The 22112-nt window shown below is 65.6% G+C and carries 18 protein-coding genes; 11 read left to right on the top strand and 7 right to left on the bottom strand.

What is annotated here, in order from left to right; translation table 11 throughout:
* Nucleotides 1-80: 80 nt before the first annotated feature.
* The 3 genes from hflK to WOC76_RS10125 all read left to right on the top strand — a co-directional run bounded on the left by hflK (nucleotide 81) and on the right by WOC76_RS10125 (nucleotide 3777).
* On the top strand, nucleotides 81-1220 hold the full coding sequence (hflK, locus tag WOC76_RS10135; protein ID WP_341107132.1) for an FtsH protease activity modulator HflK: 1140 nt from the start codon (nucleotides 81-83) through the stop codon (nucleotides 1218-1220).
* Entirely contained in the window at nucleotides 1217-2140 is a 924-nt protein-coding gene (hflC, locus tag WOC76_RS10130) for a protease modulator HflC (protein WP_341107134.1), read from the top strand. Before hflK ends, hflC begins: the two co-directional genes overlap by 4 nt.
* A gap of 143 nt (nucleotides 2141-2283) precedes the next feature.
* Nucleotides 2284-3777: a DegQ family serine endoprotease gene (locus WOC76_RS10125; protein ID WP_341107135.1), complete on the top strand. Its 1494-nt coding sequence runs from the start codon at nucleotides 2284-2286 to the stop codon at nucleotides 3775-3777.
* A gap of 71 nt (nucleotides 3778-3848) precedes the next feature.
* On the opposite strand, the gene serB is transcribed toward WOC76_RS10125, so the two are convergent.
* Nucleotides 3849-4748: a phosphoserine phosphatase SerB gene (gene serB / locus WOC76_RS10120; protein ID WP_341389813.1), complete on the bottom strand. Its 900-nt coding sequence runs from the start codon at nucleotides 4746-4748 to the stop codon at nucleotides 3849-3851.
* A 27-nt stretch (nucleotides 4749-4775) separates the two neighbouring features.
* Between serB and miaA the strand changes: the two genes are divergently transcribed.
* The gene (gene miaA, locus WOC76_RS10115; protein WP_341107136.1) at nucleotides 4776-5693 is read left to right on the top strand and encodes a tRNA (adenosine(37)-N6)-dimethylallyltransferase MiaA; all 918 of its coding nucleotides are present in this window, start codon (nucleotides 4776-4778) and stop codon (nucleotides 5691-5693) included.
* Here miaA and WOC76_RS10110 read toward each other — a convergent pair.
* On the bottom strand, nucleotides 5615-6499 hold the full coding sequence (locus WOC76_RS10110) for an RMD1 family protein (protein WP_341107137.1): 885 nt from the start codon (nucleotides 6497-6499) through the stop codon (nucleotides 5615-5617). The genes miaA and WOC76_RS10110 overlap by 79 nt on opposite strands.
* A 134-nt stretch (nucleotides 6500-6633) precedes the next feature.
* On the opposite strand from WOC76_RS10110, the gene fdxA reads away from it, so the two are divergent.
* Nucleotides 6634-6972: a ferredoxin FdxA gene (gene fdxA / locus WOC76_RS10105; RefSeq protein ID WP_341107139.1), complete on the top strand. Its 339-nt coding sequence runs from the start codon at nucleotides 6634-6636 to the stop codon at nucleotides 6970-6972.
* Between the two features lie 426 nt (nucleotides 6973-7398).
* Nucleotides 7399-8772: a CarD family transcriptional regulator gene (locus WOC76_RS10100; RefSeq protein ID WP_341107141.1), complete on the top strand. Its 1374-nt coding sequence runs from the start codon at nucleotides 7399-7401 to the stop codon at nucleotides 8770-8772.
* A gap of 73 nt (nucleotides 8773-8845) precedes the next feature.
* Here WOC76_RS10100 and WOC76_RS10095 read toward each other — a convergent pair whose 3' ends face one another.
* The 3 genes from WOC76_RS10095 to WOC76_RS10085 form a co-directional block, all read right to left on the bottom strand.
* Nucleotides 8846-9730, bottom strand: a complete 885-nt coding sequence (locus WOC76_RS10095; RefSeq protein WP_341107143.1) for an RNA polymerase factor sigma-32 — start codon at nucleotides 9728-9730, stop codon at nucleotides 8846-8848.
* A 117-nt stretch (nucleotides 9731-9847) separates the two neighbouring features.
* Nucleotides 9848-11317, bottom strand: a complete 1470-nt coding sequence (locus WOC76_RS10090) for a M48 family metalloprotease (RefSeq protein ID WP_445928473.1) — start codon at nucleotides 11315-11317, stop codon at nucleotides 9848-9850.
* A complete protein-coding gene (locus WOC76_RS10085) occupies nucleotides 11307-12140 on the bottom strand; it encodes a thermonuclease family protein (protein WP_341388217.1) in 834 nt (277 codons plus the stop codon). The genes WOC76_RS10090 and WOC76_RS10085 overlap by 11 nt, the downstream gene beginning before the upstream one ends.
* Nucleotides 12141-12341: 201 nt before the next feature.
* Here WOC76_RS10085 and ybgF point away from each other — a divergent pair, with 201 nt between their 5' ends.
* The 3 genes from ybgF (at nucleotide 12342) to ftsH (ending at nucleotide 16441) form a co-directional block, all read left to right on the top strand.
* A complete protein-coding gene (gene ybgF / locus WOC76_RS10080; RefSeq protein WP_341107147.1) occupies nucleotides 12342-13370 on the top strand; it encodes a tol-pal system protein YbgF in 1029 nt (342 codons plus the stop codon).
* Between the two features lie 34 nt (nucleotides 13371-13404).
* Entirely contained in the window at nucleotides 13405-14409 is a 1005-nt protein-coding gene (gene tilS / locus WOC76_RS10075; protein ID WP_341431401.1) for a tRNA lysidine(34) synthetase TilS, read from the top strand.
* 112 nt (nucleotides 14410-14521) lie between these two features.
* Nucleotides 14522-16441 carry an ATP-dependent zinc metalloprotease FtsH gene (gene ftsH / locus WOC76_RS10070; RefSeq protein WP_341107151.1) on the top strand — a complete coding sequence of 640 codons (1920 nt, stop codon included), beginning with the start codon at nucleotides 14522-14524 and terminating at the stop codon, nucleotides 16439-16441.
* Between the two features lie 80 nt (nucleotides 16442-16521).
* Here the strand turns inward: ftsH and arsC are convergent, their stop codons facing one another.
* Entirely contained in the window at nucleotides 16522-16878 is a 357-nt protein-coding gene (gene arsC / locus WOC76_RS10065; RefSeq protein WP_341107152.1) for an arsenate reductase (glutaredoxin), read from the bottom strand.
* 135 nt (nucleotides 16879-17013) lie between these two features.
* Here arsC and glmM point away from each other — a divergent pair, with 135 nt between their 5' ends.
* Both glmM and WOC76_RS10055 read left to right on the top strand, forming a co-directional pair.
* Nucleotides 17014-18360 (top strand): phosphoglucosamine mutase, encoded by a 1347-nt coding sequence (gene glmM, locus WOC76_RS10060; RefSeq protein ID WP_341107154.1) that lies wholly within the window; start codon nucleotides 17014-17016, stop codon nucleotides 18358-18360.
* A gap of 196 nt (nucleotides 18361-18556) precedes the next feature.
* A complete protein-coding gene (locus WOC76_RS10055; RefSeq protein ID WP_341107155.1) occupies nucleotides 18557-19420 on the top strand; it encodes an outer membrane protein in 864 nt (287 codons plus the stop codon).
* A 33-nt stretch (nucleotides 19421-19453) separates the two neighbouring features.
* On the opposite strand, the gene uvrB is transcribed toward WOC76_RS10055, so the two are convergent.
* Nucleotides 19454-22015 (bottom strand): excinuclease ABC subunit UvrB, encoded by a 2562-nt coding sequence (gene uvrB, locus WOC76_RS10050; RefSeq protein WP_341431400.1) that lies wholly within the window; start codon nucleotides 22013-22015, stop codon nucleotides 19454-19456.
* Between the last annotated feature and the right edge of the window lie 97 nt (nucleotides 22016-22112).

Genomic DNA, 22112 nt, shown 5'->3' with positions numbered 1-22112 from the left:
GCCACAGCGACGAATGCCTATAACATCGGGGGCGTGGCGAAGCCGCGCCCGAGGCCACACTCCAATTCTCTCGAGGTGAAATGCCCTGGAGCGATCAAGGCGGACCCCGCAATCACAACAACGATCCATGGGGGCAGCCGGGCGGTCCCTGGGGGCAAGGCTCGGGTGGCGGCCAGCCGCCGGACCTCGAGGAAATCCTGCGCCGCAGTCAGGAGGGGCTCAAACAATTGCTGCCCTCCGGCTTCGGCGGCAGCGGGGTCGCCATTCTCGTCCTCCTGACGCTTCTCGCCTGGCTGATCTCGGGCTTCTACACGGTGGGGCCCAACGAAATCGGCCTCAATCTGATTTTCGGCAAGTATCGCGGGAAGACCCAGGCGGGTCTCAATTACAATCTCCCGGCCCCCGTCGGCTCCGTCGTCAAACTCGCCGTCACGGATCGGAACGTCACGGACGTCGGCTTCCGTGAAGAAGCGGCCCCCGTCGAGGGACGCCGGCGCGGCCCGCAGAGTCCGCGCCTGGGGCCGGAGGCGCCCGAGGAGAGCCTCATGCTCACGGGCGATGAGAATATCGCTGACATCAAGTTCCGGGTTGTCTGGCAGATTGATCCGTCCAAACCCGAGGATTACGCCTTCAATGTCGCCAATCCGCACACGACGGTGAAAGCCGTGGCGGAGAGCGCGATGCGCGAGATCGTCGGCCAGGCGCAAATCCAGAAAATTCTGACCGCCGACCGAAAGCTCATCGAGCCCGCCTGTCAGGCGCTGATGCAGAGGGTTCTCGACGATTACCATAGCGGCGTGCTGGTGCTTCAGGTGCTGCTGCTCTCCGTCGATCCGCCGCAGCAGGTCATCGCGGCCTTTCGCGACGTGACGGCCGCGCAGCAGGATTTGCAGCGTCTCGGCAACGAGGCCGAGGCCTATGCGAATCGCGTGGTGCCCGAAGCGCGCGGCGCCGCGGCGCGCATCCTCCAGGAGGCCGAGGCCTATCGCGAGCAGATGGTCGCCGAGGCGCGCGGCCAGGCGGCCCGATTCGAGAAGATTTACGAGCAATACAAGAACGCCCCGGCCCTCACCCGGCAGCGCCTCTACATCGAAACCATGGAGCGGGTGCTCGGCGGCGCCGAGAAGGTGATTCTCGACGACCCCGCCAAGGGCGGCGCCAGCGTCGCGCCCTTCGTGCCCCTGCCCTCTTTCGCGCCTTTCCATGGAGGCCAGAAGTGAAAAACGGCCTTCTCTTCGTCTTCGCGCTGCTGGGGCTCATCGCCCTCGCCCTCGCCGGCGGCGCGCTCTTCACGGTCGAGCAGACCGAGCAGGCGCTGGTGCTGCGATTCGGCGAGCCGGTCGCCGGCCGCGGCCTGATCACCGAGCCGGGGCTGCATTTCAAGATTCCGCTCATCGAGAATGTGGTGAGCTTCGACAATCGCATCCTCGATGTCGAGAGCCCGAATCTCGAAGTGCTGGCGGCGGACAATCAACGGCTCGAAGTCGACAGCTTCATCCGTTACCGGATCGTCGACGCGCTGAAGTTCTACCAGTCAGTCAACAGCGTGCTGGGCGCCAACAACCAGCTCGGATCGGTGCTGAATTCGGCCGTGCGCCGGGTGCTTTCAGAGGCCAATCAGCAACAGATCGTCCGCGACGAGCGCGCGGCGCTCATGGCCCGCATCAAGGAGCAGGCCGACGCGGAAGCGCGGCGCTTCGGGGTGCAGGTCGTGGACGCCCGCATCCGGCGCGTCGACCTGCCTCAGCAGATTTCGGAAAAAGTCTACGGCCGGATGCAGACCGAGCGTCAGCGCGAGGCGTCCGAGTATCGGGCGCAGGGCTCCGAACAAGCGCAGAAGATCACCGCCAGGGCGGATCGCGACGTGGTCGTCCTCAAGGCCGAAGCGCAGCAGAAGGCGGATCAGATCAAGGGTGAAGGCGATGCGGAGCGTAACCGCATTTTCGCCGAAGCTTTCGGCAAGGATCCGGACTTCTTCGCCTTCTACCGATCAATGCAGGCCTATGAGGCGGCCTTCAAGCCTGGAGAGACGCGATTCCTCGTCAGCCCGCGTTCTGAATTCTTCCGTTTCTTCTCGGCGCCGGAAGGGGCGCCCGAATCGCAAACGACGCCGCCGCCTGAGCCGGCGCGAAAGCGATAGACGGCGCGGAATGGCCGCAGACGGGAGTTTCAGTCGGAATCTGCTCCATATTGTTGAATTGGCATGAGTTCCTGCCGGTTGTCCGCTTCCCTGAAACCGGAAAGCGCGCTAAAGGTCCAGAGTCCCTTCAGGAGACAGTACGCATGACATCCGCATTTCGTCGCGCCGCCACGGCGCTCGCGACGGCGACTTCCCTCTGGCTTGCCGCGCCGGCATGGGCGCCGGCTTGGGCCAAGGGTCCCGATTCTCTCGCCGATCTCTCAAACCAGGTCTCTGACGCCGTGGTGAACATCTCCGCGACACAGACGGTCGAGACGAAGCGCAAGGGCGGCGACATGCCCGGCATGCCGCCGGGCATGGGTGGCCCCGGCGCGCCCTTCGACGATCTCTTCGAAGAATTCTTCCGCCGCCGGCAGGGACAGGGCGCGCCGGATCTCCCGCGCCAGCGTAAGTCCTCCTCGCTCGGCTCAGGCTTCGTGATCGATGCCTCCGGCATCGTCATCACCAATAATCACGTCATCTCCGACGCCAATGAGGTGACCGTGATCTTCAACGACGGCCAAAAGCTGAAGGCGGAGATTCTCGGCAAGGATCAGAAGGTCGACGTGGCGGTTCTCAGGGTGAAGCCCGAGAAGCCGCTCAAGGCGGTGAAATTCGGCGACAGCGACAAGGCCCGCGTGGGCGATTGGGTGCTCGCGGTCGGCAACCCGTTCGGGCTGGGCGGCTCCGTGACGGCGGGCATCGTTTCGGCGCGCAACCGCAACATCGACAGCGGTCCCTACGACAATTACATCCAGACCGACGCATCCATCAACAAGGGCAACTCCGGCGGCCCGCTGTTCAACATGGACGGCGAGGTGATCGGCATCAACACGGCGATTCTCTCGCCCTCCGGCGGCTCGGTGGGCATCGGCTTCGCCACGCCCGCCAACACTGTCCTGCCCGTCATCGAGCAGCTCCAGCAATATGGCGAAACGCGGCGCGGCTGGCTCGGCGTGCGGATCCAGAATGTGGACGACGCGATCGCAGAGACCCTCAACCTTGGCCCGGTGCGCGGCGCGCTTGTCGCCGGCGTCGACGACAAGGGACCGTCGAAGCCCGCGGGAATCAAGGCCGGCGACGTCATCGTCAAATTCGACGGCAAGCCGATCAAGGAATCGCGCGACCTTCCGAAGCTCGTGGCGGCGACGCCGGTCGGCAAGGATGTCGAGCTCGTGATCGTCCGCAGCGGCAAGGAAGAGACGAAGAAGGTCAAGCTCGGCCGCCTGGAGGATGGCGAGAAGGTCGCCTCGCGAGAAGACGGCAAGGAGAAATCCGAGCAGACTGGCCCGTCGTCGCAGAGCGCGCTGGGTCTCGAGCTCTCGCGCCTCACCGACGAGCTCCGCGCGCGCTATCAGATCAAGGATGCGGTCAAGAGCGGCGTGCTGATCACCTCGGTCGACCCCTCCTCCAGCGCGGCCGAGAAGCGGCTGCAGCCGGGCGAGGTTCTGCTCGAGGTGAACCAGGAGCCGGTCAGCGATCCCGCCGACGCGGTCAAGAAGATCAAGGCGCTCAAGGACTCGGGCAAAAAGACGGCGCTGCTGATCGTGGCCAATGGCCAGGGCGACGCGCATTTCGTCGCCCTGCCCGTCGAATAAGACTTCGAGCCCCTCGCCCTGTCCTCTCCCCGTGCACGGGGAGCGGGCTCGGGAGAGGGGTTGATCCTTTGTTACAAATCCCGAATCTCGTCCTTCCGATACCCTTGCGCGTAAAGCAGCGCCGTCAGGTCCGAGTGATCGATTCGCGCCGCCGCGGCTTCGGCCACCTTGGGCTTGGCGTGGTAGGCGACCCCCAGTCCCGCCTCGCGCAGCATGTCGAGATCATTGGCGCCGTCGCCGATGGCGAGGGTCGCTTCATACGGCAGGCCGAGTCGGGCGCGCAAGCCGGCAAGCGCCGCACGCTTGCCTTCGCGCCCCTGCACGGGCTCCACAACGACACCCGTCAGCGCGCCACCTGCGATCTCCAGCCGGTTCGCGAAGGCCTCGTGGAAGCCGAGCCGCGTCGCCACGGCTTCGGTGAACTGCGTGAAGCCGCCCGAGACGAGCGCCGTATGCGCCCCATGCCCGCGCATGGTGGCGACGAGCGCGCGCGCGCCCGGCGTGAGGGTGAGGCGGGGGAGAAGCGTCTCGATCTCATCGAGGGTTACGCCGGCAAGCAGCGCCACGCGCTCCCGCAGCGCCGCCTCGAAATCGAGTTCGCCCGCCATGGCCCGCGCGGTGATGGCGGCGATGCGCGCGCGTATCCCGGCGAAATCCGCAAGCTCGTCGAGGCATTCCTGCTCGATCATCGTCGAATCCATGTCCGCGACGAGCAGGCGCTTGCGACGCGTTTCTGCTGATTGAACGACGACGTCGACCTTCTCTCCGTCCAGCGCCGCCTCGAGCCGCAAGCGCGCGGCCGTCACGTCGCCTCCTTCGAAAAAGGCGTCGGCCGCAAGGTCGGGGGCGAGCCAGTCGAGCGGCGGAGCGACAAGGCCCGCCTCGTTGAGCGCGCGCCGCGCGATCGCCCTGTCGAGCGCCCCTCCCTGCCCCGCGACAAAGGTTGCAACGAGTCTTTCCGGCTTTGACATCTCGCTCATTTAAGCCGCTATAGCGCCATGTCCGCACGCGCCATTCTCATTGCAGGTCCGACCGCCTCGGGCAAGTCGGCGCTCGCCGCCGGCGTCGCGAAACGCATCGGCGGCGCGGTGATCAACGCCGATTCGATGCAGGTCTATCGCGATCTGCGAATCCTGACTGCGCGGCCGACGCCACAGGAAGAGCGCGAGGTCCCGCATCTTCTTTTCGGTCACGTGGACGCCGCCGTGAATTATTCCGTCGGGCGCTACCTCGCCGATCTCGCCCAAACGCTCGCGGAGCTCGGCGCTCGCGGCGTCACTCCGGTCATCGCCGGAGGCACGGGCATGTATTTCAAGGCGGCGCTCTACGGTCTCTCCGACATCCCCGCCGTGCCGGAGGAGGTGCGCGCGAAGATGCGCGCAGCGGCTGAGGGCAAGAGCCCGCAACAGCTGCACGCGGAGCTCTCCGCCTGCGACCCCGAGACGGCCGCGCGCCTGCGCCCGACCGATCCGCAGCGAATCCTGAGGGCGCTCGAGGTTTTCGCCGCGACCGGCAGGCCGCTCGTCTCCTTTCAGGGACCGCGCAGCGCGCCGCTGCTCGATCCCGCGAGCCCTGCCTTCTTCCTCGCGCCAGCGCGCGAGACGCTCTATGCGCGCATCGACGCGCGCTTCGACAAGATGATGGAAACGGGCGCGCTCGAGGAAGTCGCGGCGTTGCGCGCGCGCCATCTCGATCCGGCGTTGCCGGCCATGCGCGCGCATGGCGCGCCGCATCTCATCGCCTATCTCGACGGGCGCATGTCGCGCGAAGAAGCGGTCATGCGCGGCAAGCTCGACACGCGCCGCTACGCCAAGCGCCAGTTCACCTTCGCCCGGCATCAGCTGCCGGGCTTCGAATGGCTCTCCGGCGAGGGGCCGTGGACCGCGCTCGAAGGCGGCGTCGCGCGGTGGGGCTGACCGACGGACATCTGGAAGAAAGACAGCACGATTTCCATGGCGATGAGCACGATAATGATCCATTCGAGCCGGACCGAACGGTCGGCGTCGATCAGATCGGTCAGCGCCCGCGCCGTCTCGCCGATGACGTCGATCTTGGCGTTGAGCGTGCGTCCGCGCGCCTCGAGCTCATATTCGTCTTCGAGACGCGCATAGAGGCGCTCGAGATCCGGCCGGTCCCACAGCACGTCCGGCTTGTCTTCGACGGCGACGCGGCCCGAGACGCGGTGGCGCACGAGCAGCGTCTGGCCAATGAGCTCCAGCATCGACTTGCGCCGCCAGGGCGGCCGGCCCTTGCTGGCGAGTTCGGCGGCGAAGGGCTCGATCGTATCGAAGACGGCGTTGACGCGCCTCTCGTCGCGGGCGAGCGCCACGCTCTTGGCCAGAGCGTCGGCAATGACGAGCAGACGCGGCTCGGAGAGATCCTTCACCGCCAGACGCCCGTTCGGCAGCGCCTTCTCCTCGCCCTCATACGCGGTCTCGATGACGAGCGTCTCGTCGTCGCCGCGCGAGGCTCCGGCGACTCGGGCCCCAATTCTCGTCACGATCTCGTCCTCTTCGAGCGGCGACAGGCCGAAGAGCACCGCAACCCCGAAACGGTAGAGAACCGCGAAGCCCGCCTGCCCCGCATGAAAAGCGAGCGGCGCGGTCGAGACGAGATCGGCCCGCTCCAGCCCGGCCGTATCGATGCGTTCCCCCAGAAGAAGCGCGCGCGCCGTCATGGTCTGCACATGCGGCATGGTCGCTCCCAGTTCAATTTCAGTCATCAGCCACCCGTCAAAAGACGCGTCCCGCCACCCTTCGGCGGCGCCAAAATGAGCATCATGCATGCCTTGCATGACGGCGGCAAAAACGCTAGCTAGCGCAGCAATCCGAGCAGGACCCCTGAAGAGACCCTCACATGACCTATGTCGTCACGGAAAATTGCATCAAGTGCAAGTATATGGATTGCGTGGAAGTCTGTCCGGTGGACTGCTTCTACGAAGGCGAGAACATGCTCGTGATCCATCCGGACGAATGCATCGACTGCGGAGTCTGCGAACCGGAGTGCCCGGCGGAGGCCATCAAGCCCGACACCGAGGAGAACCTCGAGAAGTGGCTGCAACTCAACGCCGAAATGGCGCAGAACTGGCCCAATATCACGATCAAGCGCGATCCTCCGGCCGACGCCAAGGAATGGGACGGCAAGCCGGGCAAGTATGAAGGCCATTTCTCCGCCGAGCCTGGACAGGGCGACTGAGCAACGCGAAAGGCGCCTGGTTTCCGGGCGCCGATTCGTTTCTGCGGCCGCAACAGGCGCCGGCGCGCAATCGTCAAGGGGTTTCCACAGGCTTAATTTACGCGAAACGCCCGTGTTTTTAGAGAGTTGGCGACAGCGCTCAAAGCCATTATGCTGCGCCTTGCGGGTCATTGTCTTTGATTTTCGCCGTCTTGCATGGTATACAGTGGGGTAGGAAGCGCCGCAGCATCGTCATGCGGCGGAACCACTGGCTGCTCACAGCAAGAGAAAGCGCGCGCTTGGCCCTAGCGTCATCTGCCCTACTTCGCCGCGCCTCTAGCTAAGGTGTCAGATCGATAAACCTGCCGGCCGGTTGTGTGTCTGGCGGCGGGAAGGTCTGTAATTCGTCCCGTCTCCACAGCGGGACGTAGAAGGAGTGCCCCGCGTATGCCGTCCGCCAAAAAGAACGAGAAAACAAAAGGGGCGAGCGCATCGGCGACGTCCCAGCGTTCCAGCGGCCCGGCGACAATAGCCGCCAAAGCGCCTGCAGCCCGGAGCGCCGCCGGCAAGGCCCAGACGGCTCGCGCGGCGAGGGCCGCGAGCAGCGGCGCCGCCAAAACTGGCTCTGCAAAGTCAGTTGTCGAAACGGTCGCGAAGGCTCCGGCGCCCAAGAAATCCGCCGCCAAGACGGCGAAGACCGCAGCCAAAACCACCACCAAGGCGACGGTGGAGCGGGTTCCCGAGGGTTTGGAGATGCCCGCGGCGACGCCCGCGCGCGCGGCTCCGAGCAAGAATGAGGCGGCGCGCGGCGCAGCCACGATCGAGGCCGCCGAGAGGATGGCTCCAGCCAAGCCGGCGTCCAAGCCGGTTGTGAGCGCCTCGAAACATCCCGCGCCGCCCTCCAAGGCGGCCGGACTTGCTGCGACGCCCTCGGCAGGAGAGCCTGCGGGCCACGCCAAACCTGCGCCAGCCATTCAACAGCCTGCGTCGGGGCCCGTCGGCGCGGCTCCCCCAAAGGCCGCAAAAATTTCCACCGCCGCGACAAAAGCGCGCGGCGGCTCCTCCGCCTTCCCCGCCGCCGCGCTCGCGGCGTCAGGAAAGATTTCCGCAACCACGACAGCCGGCGAAGATAAAAAATTGGCAAAAAAAAACGAGCCCTCCGTTATGACGGCGCCCGTCGCCGCCGAAAAGACTGCGAACGAAACCAAAGTCGCCGCGAAACCGGCGCCCGCGCCGGCGAAAGCCAAGCCGACTGGCCAGAAGCATGGGTTCAAGCTGAACGAATTCATTGTCTACCCGGCGCATGGCGTCGGCCAGATCATCGGCATGGAGACGCAGGAAGTCGCGGGCTTCAGCCTTGAGCTGTTCGTGGTGTCCTTCATCAAGGACAAGATGATCCTCAAGGTGCCGACGAGTAAGGTGAGCAATGTCGGCATGCGCAAGCTGGCGGAGACCAATGTGGTCGACAAGGCCCTGTCGACGCTGAGCGGGCGCGCGCGCATCAAGCGGACCATGTGGTCTCGCCGTGCGCAGGAATATGAGGCCAAGATCAACTCGGGCGATCTCGTCACAATCGCCGAGGTCGTTCGCGACCTTTATCGCTCGGACACGCAACCGGAGCAGTCCTACTCCGAGCGCCAGCTCTACGAGGCGGCTCTCGATCGCATGGCCCGCGAAGTCGCGGCCGTGCGCAAGCTCATCGATTCCGAGGCGCTGAAGCTCATCGAATCCTTCCTGCAGAAGGGTCCGCGCCGCGGCCAGAAGACCGAATCTGACGCAGCTGACGACGCTGACGAGGAGGATGTCGATCGCGCAGCGTAACACCTCGCGCGCCAGACTCCGAAGAAAAGTGAAGCGCCTCGTGCCGGCACGAGGCGCTTTTCTTTTCTGCGTCTCACGCCATGGGAGACGCTTCGTCGGGCATGTCGTCGTCCTTGAGGCGCGACAGCGCCTTGCGCAATTTGGTCAGGGCGCGGCTCTCGATCTGGCGCACGCGCTCCTTGGAGATTCCGAGTTTGTCGCCAAGCGTTTCCAGGGTGACGAGGTTCTCGGTGAGCCTCCGCTCCTGAACGATTCTCAGCTCCCGCTCGGAAAGAATGGCGAGCGCATCCTTCAGCCACTTGGCGCGGCGGTCGGAGTCGAGGTTTTGCTCGACCACTTCATCGGGCAAGGGCGAGTCATCGACGAGGAAATCCATGCGCTGGGCAGATCCCGCCGCCTCGTCGTCAACGAGTTGCGCGTTGAGCGATACGTCGGAGCCTGACAGGCGCGAATCCATCATTTCGACGTCGGCGCGCGACACGCCGAGGGTTTGCGCGATTGTCTCGTAAGCTTCGCTCGCGCTCACGGCCCCCGGCTCGCTGGACAGCCGCGCCCGAAGGCGTCGAAGGTTGAAGAACAGAGCTTTCTGCGTCGAGCTGGTGCCGCCGCGCACGATCGACCAGTTGCGCAGGACATAATCCTGGATCGAGGCGCGTATCCACCAGGTGGCGTAAGTCGAGAAGCGCACGTCCCGCTCGGGCGCAAAGCGCGCGGCGGCCTCGAGCAGGCCGACATGGCCCTCCTGAACCAGGTCGGCGATCGGCAGACCATAGTGGCGGAACTTCGCGGAGATGGCGATGACGAGTCGCATATGGGCGGCAGTCAACTTGTGCAGGGCCCGCCTGTCGCCCCGTTCGCGCCAGGCGATCGCCAGGTCTTTCTCTTCGTCCCTCTCCAGGAAGGGGGCGTCAGCCGCCGCCTTCATCAGCTCCCTGCCCAGTCCCGGAAGATACGCCATGGCCCGATCTCCATAGCGCGCTATCTCAAATCATGTCTCAGAGATATCCGCGCGTTTTTTGAACAACTCTAGGCGTTCAACCCGCGGGCGCGCGTCATGTTCCGGGCCGCGCCGGCGTCACTCCGTTACGATTTTGTAACGTTCTCCCGCGACGACCGGCTCATTCTCATCCAAACCGTTGAGCAACCTAAAGTATTCCAAAGGACGATTGGGCGTGGTCATCTGCGCCGCAAGGCTTTCCTGCGTGTCCGTGAGACCGGCCGAGATTACGGAAATTTTAAGCGCATGGGCCTCGCGCGCCTCCTCCGGGGTGATCCGCCTGAACGACAAGATGGACTCGTCGAACCGTTTTTCCGCCTCGTCGGTCAGAGATCTCGCCGCGAAGATGAGGCGGTAGAGGCTGTCGCCGGACTGGATCACGGCGATCCGGAAGTTCCACTCGCCCGCGCGCGCGACGGCGGTGATGGCGGGCAGACCATTGATGTCGAGCTTCCGGACGGTGGACGGGAGCAGGCCGTCGACCCAGCCGGACGCAAGATAGGCTTCGAGGCCCTCCGAGGCCGGGAGACGCACCGTATCGAGGCGCAGCGCCTCATTATCAGCCTGCCGCACGCCGAATACCGCCTCGCTCGAATTTTCGAGCAGGAACCCCTCCGGCGCGACGAATGTGAAACGCAGACGCGGATGGGTGAATCTGCGGTCACGGACATAGCCCTCCATGGGATCGTCACCGAAGGCCAGCCCGTTGATCGCCATCAGATAGCCGCTGCGGTCACGCTGGCCGATCCCCGGCGCGCCGATCTGGCGGGCGACCGCGACGGCGCGGGCGACGCGCTCGGGCGTGGAGGGGTGGGTCGACATGATGTCGAAGCCCATCGAATCCCTGCGCTTGCCGTAGAGAGCCTGCCGCAGTTCCGAGGAGCGGCCAAGGGCGGTGAGAAAGCGCGCCGCGCCGTAAGGGTCGTAGCCAGCCCGCGCAATCACCTTCACGCCCGCCTCGTCGGCGTCGAGCTCCTGCTGCCGCGAGAAGCTCGCCACGGAGAGTCGCTGCTTGGACCGCTCTTCCTCGCCCTTCTGCCGGTTCTGGATCACGGTGGCGGCCTGCGAGATCACCGCCGCCTCGCGCTCCTTTTCCGCCCGCAACGCGCTGTGCCGCAGCGTGACATGGGCGATCTCATGCGCCATGACCGCCGCCGCCTCGGATGCGTCGGAGGCGAGGGCCAGAAGGCCGCGCGTCACGTAGAGATTGCCGGAGGGCAGCGCGAACGCGTTCACAACCGGGGTGTTCAGGATCGTGACCTTGTAAGCCGCCTGCCCCGGCGTGTCGCTCGACTGGGCGAGCTTGCCGAGAATCGCATCAAGATAGCGCTCGGCCGCGGGCGCCTGATATTCGCCGCCGAACTGCGCGAGCAGCTCCTTGTGCTGAACCGAGGCGCGATTCTCCGTCCTGGCCGCGGCTGGCTTTTCCGGCGACGGCGGTGGTGGGGCGGAAAAAAGACTCCCCTGCCGCTCCAGCTCTGCGCAGCCTGAAAAGGCGAGCGCAAAGGCGATGGCAAACGCCGCCCGCGAGAGAAGTTCAGGGCGCAGCAGGCTCGAGAATCTCGATCTCGGCCGGCGACGAAATTTCGATGCGCGGTCCAAAAGCTGCCTCAACAAGTCCCCGTACGCGCACCATCCGCCCAACCAGCGCCCTGGGATCGATTCCGGACGACTGCAAAATAGCCAAATTGCGGCGCAGCACCACGACGGACGCGTTATCGGCGCGCTTTTGGCCAAAATTCAGGTAGAGGGCCGCCTTGCTTTCGCCAACCGACCTGATTTTCCCTTCCAGGATTATCATGCCCTTGCGCTGATGCAGCGATGCTGCGACGCCCTCGCCAGTGGAAACCGGCCGGGCGGCGGCCTCGGCCCAGAGGCCGCGCGACGCCTCCCGTGCGCTCGCTTCTGCCGCGCGATATTCGTTTGCGCAAGGCGTCGCGGGCGGGTCCGGCCGGAATCGGGCGAGCCCTTCCTCGAGCAGCGCGGCGCCGACCGAAACGATGGGCGCCGCGGCGCCCTCTCCGGCCGGGGCATAGGCCCGCGCTGGCGCGCGTCCCCAGCGATCGGGGCCAGAGGCGAGCGCTCCAATGAATATGTCCCGTCCGGCGAGCCAATCCGAGAGGCGCTTGCGCGCGGCTTCGCTCATGTCTTTCCCGCCCTTCTCGCCGGCGGGCGGCGGAAATTCGAGCCCCGAGAGCGCCGCGCGCCTTCCATCGTCGAGAAGGAGGTCGAAATCGCCATCTATGGCGGCGACTGTCGCGGGAATCGCATTATCGAGCGAACACGGACCCGATTCGGCCGCGGCCGTGACGGCGCCCGCCGGCCCTGACGAAAAAAAGTGAAGGTAAAGCAAAGCGAGAGCCGTACCCATGACTGGGGTCAACCGGCGTCGAGGGAAAAAGATGCCCCCTCCCGCGGCGACTAGGATCATCATGGCTCAATGTTAAGCTCACGTTTTCGGCCTGGCAACGCCGCACGCCCAATTTCGGCCCCATGCGCGTCTATCATGTGCGCTCGCGAGCCAATTCGGCCTGGCTTCCGGCGCGGCCGTCCGACCCCCATATACATATCCATGATTTCTCGTATCGCCGTTACCGCCGCCCTCCTTCTCAGCACGGGGGCCGCCTTGGCTTATGATCCCTATGACGGGCCGGGTCCGGAGCCCGGCAGGCCGAGGTCCCAGATCTACAATCGGTCCGGCGAGTTCGACGGACCCGGCGAGCCGGATGGCGGCCCGCCCGACACCTCCGCCCTCGTCACTCGCATCGACCGGCTGGAAGGCGAAATCCGCCGCCTCACCGGGCAAAACGAGGAATTGCAGCACAAGGTGCAGACGCTCGAAGAGCAGTTGCGCGCCGCCCGGGACGGGGCCGCCGCGCGGCCCGGCGAATCGCCTCCCTCGAGCCCGCCTGCGTCTCCGCCGGCGCCCGCCGCCGGCCCCGCGCCGGCCTCGGCTCCCGCCGCGCCCTCCACGGGGCGGCGCGGCGACGCATTCGATCCGGCGTCGAATCCCGCCGCTCCGGGGGCGCCCCGGCCGATCGGGACGACCGTCCCTTCCGAGCCCCTGACCTCGGCGCCGAAAACGGCCGCCGGTTCGGTCACGGCCGCGCCCCCGGTGCGCGAGGTAGGACAGCCGCTCGACATCGCCCACGGGCGACTCGTCGGCGACCAGACGACCGCCTCGCCGGAGATCGCCCCGGCGCCGCCCGCCGCCCCGGCCGGTCCCAAGGAAGAATATGAGGAAGCCGTCGCCACGCTGAAGGCGGGCAAGTTCGAGGCCGCGGAGAAATCGCTCGAGACCTTCCTCGCCAAGAACCCGAAGAGCAAATTCGCGCCGGCCGCCACTTTCAATCTCGGCGAAAGCTTCTTCCTGCGCGGCCGGCATCGCGAAGCGGCGGAGAAATATCTAGAAATCTCGCAAAAATACGCTCAGTCGGCGCAGGCGCCGGACGCGCTGCTGAGGCTTGGCCAATCGCTTGGCGCCATGGGCGCCAGGGAGCAGGCCTGCGCCTCTTTCAGCGAGATCGGCGCCAAATATCCGGGTTCCTCGCCGCGCATCCGCGAGGCCGCGCAGCGCGAAAGCCGGAAGCTGCAATGCTGACCTTGCGGATGTCCTTGAGCGGCGGAATCGGCGCTTGAGGCCGCGAGTCGAGCGCGCCCTCGATCTCCTCGCGCCGCACGCAAGACTCCTGCTCGCGGTTTCGGGCGGCCCTGATTCGGTCGCTCTCATGCTCCTTTCCGCGCAGTGGCGAGCGCGCCCCAGCCATGAGGTCGCCGTCGCCACGGTCGACCATGGCCTGCGCCCCGACTCGCACGCCGAGGCCAGGCTGGTCGCCGATTGGGCGCGCGCGCTCGGCTTCGAGCATCACCTTTTGGAGTGGGAGGGGGAGAAACCCGCGACGCGCATCCAGGAACGCGCGAGGGGGGCGCGCTACGCACTGCTTGCGGATTGCGCCGCTCGCATCGGGGCCAGCGCCATCGTCACTGCCCATCATGCCGACGATCAGGCCGAGACGATCCTCTTTCGCCTCGCCCGCGGTTCGGGCGTCTCGGGTCTCGCCGGCATGGCGGCCAGCGCCCGCTGCAACGGCTTGGCGCTACTGCGGCCTCTGTTGGGCTTGCGCAAATCGACGCTCGTCGGCGTCTGCGAGGCCGCGCGCCACCCCTATGTCAGCGATCCATCCAACGCCAATGAGGCTTATGCGCGCGTAAAGCTGCGCAGGCTCATGCCCATGCTGGAGGAACTCGGGCTTGGCGCAGAGGCGTTGCTGCGGCTCGGAACCCGCGCCGCCCGCGCCAGCGTCGCGCTCGACGCCTGCGCCGCGCGCCTTCGCGCCCGCGCGCTCCTTGAGGCCGGGGCGGGATCGGCGCGCTTCGACGCCGCTGCGCTCCGCGGGGCGCCGCTGGAGCTTCTGCAAAGGCTGCTCGCCGTCGAGATCGCGCGGATCGCGCCACGGTCTCAGCTGCGCCTCGACAGGTTGGAGCGCGCCGCCCAGCGTCTCGCGGAGGCCCTGAACGACGACCATAAGTTACGGATGACGCTCGCGGATCTGCTGCTCGACTCCGAGAATGGCTCAGTTACGCTGCGACCGGCGCCGCCGCGCCGGGGAAACGCACAGAAAGGGGCAGAAGGTTCTTGACCTTGAGCCTCGTCTCTCTTGGCAAGGGAGCAGGGCGCGCCTAGATTAAAATGAGCCTGGCGCCGTCGCGGGGGATCGTCCCGCGCGCAACGGCTCCATCATGGATTATGCAATGAACGCAAACTTCAGGAACCTCGCCCTGTGGGCCATCATTGGTCTGCTGGTGGTGGCGCTTGTCATGCTGTTCCAGCAACCGGGCCAGCGGACGCCGATCCGGGACATTTCGTTCAGCGAGCTGCTCACGCAGATTGACCAGGGGCGCGTTCATGACGTGACCATCGCGGGCAATGAGGTCGTGGGCCACTTCAACGACAACCGCCCCTTCACGACTTACATTCCCAATGACGCGAATCTCATTCCGCGTCTGCAACAGCACAATGTCTCGATCAGCGCCAAGCCGCTCAGCGACGGCTCGAGCTGGCTGATGACGCTGCTTTTGAACGCCCTGCCCCTCGTGGCCTTCCTCGGCGTGTGGATTTTCCTCTCCCGCCAGATGCAGGGAGGAGCCGGCCGCGCGATGGGCTTTGGCAAGTCGAAGGCGAAGCTTTTGACGGAGATGGCCGGCAAGGTGACGTTCGAGGACGTCGCGGGCGTGGACGAGGCGAAGGAAGACCTGCAGGAGATCGTCGAGTTCCTGCGCGATCCGGGCAAGTTCCAGCGTCTGGGCGGCCGCATTCCGCGCGGCGTGCTGCTGGTCGGCCCGCCCGGCACGGGCAAGACCCTTCTGGCGCGCGCTATCGCGGGCGAAGCGGGCGTGCCCTTCTTCTCGATCTCGGGCTCTGACTTCGTCGAGATGTTCGTGGGCGTCGGCGCGAGCCGCGTGCGCGACATGTTCGACCAGGCCAAGAAGAACGCGCCCTGCATCATCTTCGTCGACGAAATCGACGCGGTCGGCCGCCATCGCGGCGCGGGCCTCGGCGGCGGCAACGACGAGCGCGAGCAGACGCTGAACCAGCTGCTGGTCGAGATGGACGGCTTCGAGGCGAATGAGGGCATCATCCTGATCGCCGCGACCAACCGTCCGGACGTGCTCGATCCGGCGCTGATGCGTCCGGGCCGCTTCGACCGTCAGATCCAGGTGCCGAACCCCGACTTCATCGGCCGCGAGAAGATCCTCAAGGTTCACGCCCGCAAGGTGCCGCTGGCGCCGGACGTCGACCTCAAGGTGGTGGCGCGCGGCACGCCGGGCTTCTCGGGCGCGGATCTGATGAACCTCGTCAACGAGGCGGCGCTGCTGGCGGCGCGGCGCTCGAAGCGGATCGTCACGAACCAGGAGTTCGAGGACTCGCGCGACAAGATCATGATGGGCGCGGAACGCCGCACGCTCAGCATGACCGAGGAAGAGAAGAAGCTCACGGCCTATCACGAGGGCGGCCATGCGCTGGTCCAGCTGACTGTGCCGGGGGCGATGCCGATCCACAAGGCGACGATCATCCCGCGCGGCCGCGCGCTGGGCATGGTGCAGGGCCTGCCGGAGCGCGATCAGGTGTCTCAGACCTATGAGCAGCTGACGGCGATGCTGGCGATCGCCATGGGCGGGCGCGTGGCGGAGGAGTTGATCTTCGGCCACGACAAGGTGACCTCCGGCGCGGCGTCGGACATCCAGCAGTGCACGCGAGTGGCTCGGGCGATGATCACGCAGCTGGGCTTCTCGGACAAGCTGGGGACGGTGGCCTACGCCGAGCCGCAGCAGGAGCAGTTCCTTGGCTATTCGCTCGGCCGGCAGCAGACCCTCTCCGAGGCGACGCAGCAGACGATCGACGCCGAGGTGCGGCGCCTGGTTCAGGAGGCCTATGACAAGGCCAGGGAGATCCTGACCGAGAAGCGGGGGCAGCTCGACACGCTGGCCAATGGCCTGCTGGAGTTCGAGACGCTGACCGGCGAGGAGATGCGCGGCCTGCTGCAGGGCAAGCGCCCGGTGCGAGAGGACACGAGCGCCTCGTCGCCCCAGCCGCCCCGCGGCTCGGCGGTGCCCACAACCGGGCAGAAGCCCGAGCCCGATGTCGGCGGCCTCTCGCCGAATCCGGTCTAAAGGAAATGAAGCCCGGCGGTTACGCCGGGCTTCGTTTTTGTGAGAACGTCCGCCTGCCGCGTTCTCGATCGCTTACGTCATCAGGCTCCGGCCATGAGCGCCTCGACGGTTTCGGCGGGCCGGCAGAGAGCCGCCCTGTCGCCGAAGACGACGATCGGACGCTCGATGAGAATCGGATGCGTCTCGATGGCGTCGAAAATCTGTTCATCAGTAAGCGCCGGATCGTCCAGGCCCAGCTCCTCGTAGGGCGTTCCACGTTTGCGCAATATCTCGCGCACATTCTTTCCCATCTTTTCGAGCAGCGCCTTCAGCGTTTTCCTGTCCGGCGGCGTTTTCAGATATTCCACGATCCGCGGGGCGCGTCCCGCCTCCTGCAGCGCAGCCAAAACTTTGCGGGACGTGCCGCAGGCCGGGTTGTGGTAAATGACGACTTCCATTTTTTTGCCCTTTTGACGCGGAATCTGTCTGATGTGTGAAATGGTTGCCTGACCATGTAAAATATGGTCGACGACTCTGGAAGATTTCAGTCCGCCACGCGGGCGACTTTGCGGTTTGCGAGAGGGATATAATCGATGGCCCGTCACTATTTTGGAACGGATGGCATTCGCGGCCTGGCTAATGTCAAGATTACGCCGGAGCTCGCCATGAAGGTCGGCCAGGCCGCGGGGCTGACTTTCCAGCGGGGCGAGGGCCGCCATCGGGTGGTCATCGGCAAGGACACGCGACTCTCCGGTTATATGATCGAATATGCTCTGGTCGCAGGCTTCGCCTCCGTGGGCATGGATACGCTGCTGCTCGGCCCGATGCCCACCCCGGCCGTGGCGATGCTGACCCGCTCGATGCGCGCGGATGTCGGCGTGATGATCTCTGCTTCGCACAATTCCTTCGAGGACAATGGCATCAAGCTCTTCGGACCGGACGGCCACAAGCTCTCCGACGACATCGAGGCCGATATTGAGCGGCTGCTCGACAGCGACATCACCCGCAAGCTCGCAGGCGCGACCCAGCTTGGCCGGGCGCGCCGCATCGACGACGTTCGCGCGCGGTACATCGAATTCGCCAAACATACCCTTCCCCGCAATCTGAGCTTCGAGGGGTTGCGGGTGGTCATCGACTGCGCAAACGGCGCGGCTTACAAGGTAGCGCCTGAGGCGCTCTGGGAGCTCGGCGCCGAGGTTATCGCGATCGGCGTCGATCCGGATGGCTTCAACATCAACCGCGACGTGGGGTCGACGTCGCCGCAGGCCCTGCGCGCCAAGGTGCGTGAATTGCGCGCCGACGTGGGCATCGCGCTCGACGGGGACGCCGACCGCGTGATCCTGGTCGACGAGACCGGCGCCGTTATCGACGGCGATCAGGTCATGGCCGTGGTCGCCCAAAGCTGGCGCGACCAGGGCCTGCTGGCGAAGCCCGGGCTCGTCGCCACGATCATGTCGAATCTCGGCCTCGAAAGGCACCTGCATAAGCTGGGCCTGACTCTGGAGCGCACAGCCGTCGGCGACCGCTATGTCATCGAGCGGATGCGCGAAGCGGGCTACAATATCGGCGGTGAGCAGTCCGGCCATGTCATCCTGTCGGATTATTCGACGACAGGCGACGGACTCGTTACCGCCATGCAGGTGCTCGCCGAGGTCAAACGCCGGAACAGGCGGGTGAGCGAAGTCTGCCATTGTTTCGACCCGCTGCCGCAAGTTCTCAAGAGCGTTCGCGCTCAAAAACAGATGCTTGAGAAGAACTCGGTCGCGGTCGCCATCGACTCCGCCCGCGAGAAGCTCGGCGCCAGCGGCCGGCTGATCGTCCGCCCGTCGGGAACGGAGCCGGTCATCCGCGTCATGGCCGAAGGTGACGACCGGGAGCTGGTCGAGACGCTCGTTGCGCAGGTCTGCACTGCGCTGAAGGACTCAGCTGAAGCTGCCTGATTTTAGCTGGCGCCCGGCGGGGCCGCGCCCCCGCCGAAGCGCCAAGAGCGTAAAGCGCCAAACAACAAACAAGGTAACCGCTTGTCTTTCAAGCGGTAAGGTTAACCCAGCCTTAAGTCTTCCCCGTCAAACTCGAGCTTGACCATAAGCTCGGAGCCGCCCGACTGCCGGCCCGTTGACAAAGAGGGGAAGTCACATGGGCAGAATCGCCCTTTATTTGACGGCCGCGTTCGTTGCCGGCCTCGGCGCCAGCGCACAGGCCGCCGATCTTCTGCCGCCGCCCTTGCCGCCCCCTCCTGCTCCGCCGCCGCCGGATTTCAGCGGCTGGTATCTGCGCGGCGACGTGGGCGTCGCCGCCAATCAGATCAGCGGTGTGAGTTCGACCTTCACCAACCCGGCCGTCGCCGTCCCCGCGCCGATGTTCAACGCCTATTCGATCGGCGACGCCGCGTTCGCGCGCGGCGGCGTCGGCTACCAGTTCAACAACTGGTTCCGCTTCGACCTGACCGGCGAATATCGCGCCGCCGCGCAATACAGCGCGATCCAGAGCTACAGCGACATCTGGAGCGCGCCGGGCGCCTCGTCCTGCGGCGTCAACGCCCGCTGCTACGATCTCTACCACGGCCAGCAGAGCGCCGCGGTGTTCCTCGGCAACGCCTATTTCGATCTTGGCACGTGGTACGGGATCACGCCCTTCGTCGGGGGCGGCATCGGCTTCGCGACCAACTGGCAACAGAATCTTTACGACGTTTCGGCGCAACCCGCCGGCGGCTTCGGATTCGCGGCCAACCGCACGCAGACCAATTTCGCCTGGCAGGTCGGCGCGGGCCTCGCCTACAATGTCACGCCCAATCTGAAGCTCGAAGTCGCTTACCGCTATCTCGACATGGGCAAGTTCGACACCAACACCATCCATTGCATGGGCGTGACGGTTTGCCCCGGCGAGGTGCAGCATTTCAATCTCGCCTCGAACGACGTGAGAGTGGGCTTCCGCTATGTGGTCCCCACGCTGGTCCCGCCGCCGCCGCCCCCGCCCCCGCCGCTGATGCGCCAATACTGAAGACGGGCGGCAAAACCTCCGACCACAGGGCAGCTACTTCGGCTTGCCCTTCACCGTCCGCGTTCCGGGCCGGCCGCCAGACGACCGGCCGGCCGGGCGCGGTGGCGCGACGCGGCCGAGCGGGCGGGCTTCGCCGCCGCCGAAATTATGCGGCCCCATATCCGCGTCGGTGGGCTTGCGGGCGCGCGTCGAGAGACCCGCGCCCTCGTCCCCGCCGCGGCCCTCCCCCGCCCTGCGGGACAGGGACATGCGCAGCATGGGGCTCGCCTCGGCCAGAAGCTCCGCCTTTTGCAGGCGCTGGATTTCATCGCGCAGCCGCGCCGCCTCTTCGAAAGCGAGATCGGCGGCGGCCTCCTTCATGCGCTTTTCGAGATCGGCGATCGTCGCCGCGAGATTGTGGCCGGGCGCAATGTCGTAGCCGGTGTCGACCGTGACATGGTCCTGCTCGGCGACGCTGCCAAGAATGTCGGCGATGCCCCGCTTGATCGACGCCGGCGTGATATTATGCTCGAGATTATAGGCCTGCTGCTTGGCGCGGCGACGCTCGGTCTCGTCCATGGCGCGCTTCATCGAGCCGGTGATGTGATCCGCATAAAGGATCACGCGCCCGTCGACATTGCGCGCCGCGCGGCCGATCGTTTGCACGAGCGAGGTTTCGGAACGCAGGAAGCCTTCCTTGTCGGCGTCGAGAATGGCGACGAGCCCGCATTCGGGAATGTCCAGGCCCTCGCGCAGCAGATTGATGCCGACGAGCGCATCGAAGGCGCCGAGTCTCAGGTCGCGAATGATCTCGATGCGCTCCAGCGTGTCGATGTCTGAATGCATGTAGCGCACGCGTACGCCGCTCTCGTGAAGATATTCGGTCAAATCCTCGGCCATGCGCTTGGTGAGGACGGTAATCAGCGTGCGATAGCCAATCTGTGAGGTCGCTCGCACTTCGTCGAGGAGATCGTCGACCTGCGTGCGGGCGGGGCGCACTTCGACCGGCGGATCGATCAGCCCCGTCGGGCGGATGACCTGCTCGACGAAGACGCCGCCCGTCTGCTCCAGCTCCCAATTTCCGGGCGTCGCGGAGACGCTGATCGTCTGCGGCCGCATGGCGTCCCATTCCTCGAAGCGTAAGGGGCGATTGTCCATGCAGGACGGCAGACGGAAGCCATATTCGGCGAGCGTCGCCTTGCGGCGGAAGTCGCCTCGATACATGCCGCCGATCTGCGGAATCGAGACATGACTTTCATCCGCGAAGACGAGCGCATTGTCAGGCAGATATTCGAACAGCGTCGGCGGCGGCTCGCCGGGCCGGCGGCCCGTCAGATAGCGCGAGTAATTTTCGATCCCTGCGCAGGACCCCGTCGCCTCCATCATTTCAATGTCGAAACGCGTGCGCTGTTCGAGCCTTTGCGCCTCCAGCAGGCGCCCCGTGCGGTTCAGTTCGTCGAGCCGATGCTTCAGCTCTTCCTTGATGGCCTTTATGGATTGCAGCAGCGTCGGGCGGGGCGTGACATAGTGCGAGTTTGCATAGATCTTCACAAACTCCAGATCGACCGTCTTCTTGCCCGTCAGCGGATCGAACTCCGAGATGGATTCCACCTCGTCGCCGAAGAAGGAGATCCGCCAGGCCCGGTCTTCGTAATGCGCAGGAAACACGTCGACCGTATCGCCGCGCACACGAAACGTGCCGCGGGTGAAATCCGCGCTGATCCGCTTGTAATGCAATGCGACGAGATCGGTGACGAGCTGCCGCTGCTCCAGCTTCTCGCCGAGCTGAACGGAGAAGGTCATGGCCGTATAGGTCTCGACCGAGCCGATGCCGTAGATGCAGGAGACCGATGCGACGATGATCACGTCGTCACGTTCCAGCAGCGCGCGCGTGGCCGCGTGGCGCATGCGGTCGATCTGCTCGTTCACCGAGGATTCCTTCTCGATGTAGGTGTCGGAGCGCGGCACATAGGCTTCCGGCTGATAATAATCGTAATAAGAGACGAAATATTCGACGGCGTTGTTGGGGAAGAAGCTCTTGAACTCGCCGTAAAGCTGCGCCGCCAGCGTCTTGTTCGGCGCGAGAATCAGCGCCGGGCGCTGGGTGCGGGCTATGACGCTCGCCATGGTGAAGGTCTTGCCCGAGCCGGTGACGCCAAGCAGCACCTGATCCCGCTCCTGCGCGGCGATGCCCTTCGCAAGCTCGGCGATCGCCGCCGGCTGATCGCCCTTGGGCGTGTAGTCGGAAACGAGCTCGAATTTGACGCCGCCCTCGGATTTCTCCGGCCGCTCCGGACGGTGCGGAGCCCAGGGCTTGCGGTCGCGCAGGTTTGGATCGCCGAGCCGCAGCAGCTCGGCAAGCGAGTCGGCCGTGGCCTGAACGCCGCCGCCCTGCGGCGGCAGCTCGCCGAGCACCCATTTCGAAATTTCGTCCCCTTCGAGAGGAACGCCATCCACCTCATAGCCCGCCTGCCCCATATCCTCGAAACCGGGCGCCAACGCCGGATTGAGCAACTGGGCGAGGTGCGGAGCCAGCGGCGCGACTTCGGGCTTGGAGGCCTTGGCGCGGGTCGGCCGCGCGGGGTCTTTCTTCGATTTTTCGGGAGACTTCGCCATGGCGGCAATATGGGGTTTTCGTTGGGCTTATGGAAGCATGGTCTCCCGCTTCCTGTTCGTTGCCAGCGTCGGAAAAGACCAGGCCAATGGCCGGCTC

The organism is Methylocystis sp. IM3 (assembly GCF_038070105.1).
In the GTDB taxonomy this organism is placed as follows: Bacteria; Pseudomonadota; Alphaproteobacteria; order Rhizobiales; family Beijerinckiaceae; genus Methylocystis.
The sequence above is the reverse complement of the archived record's forward strand: the minus strand, read 5'-3'. Positions and strand labels throughout refer to the sequence as shown.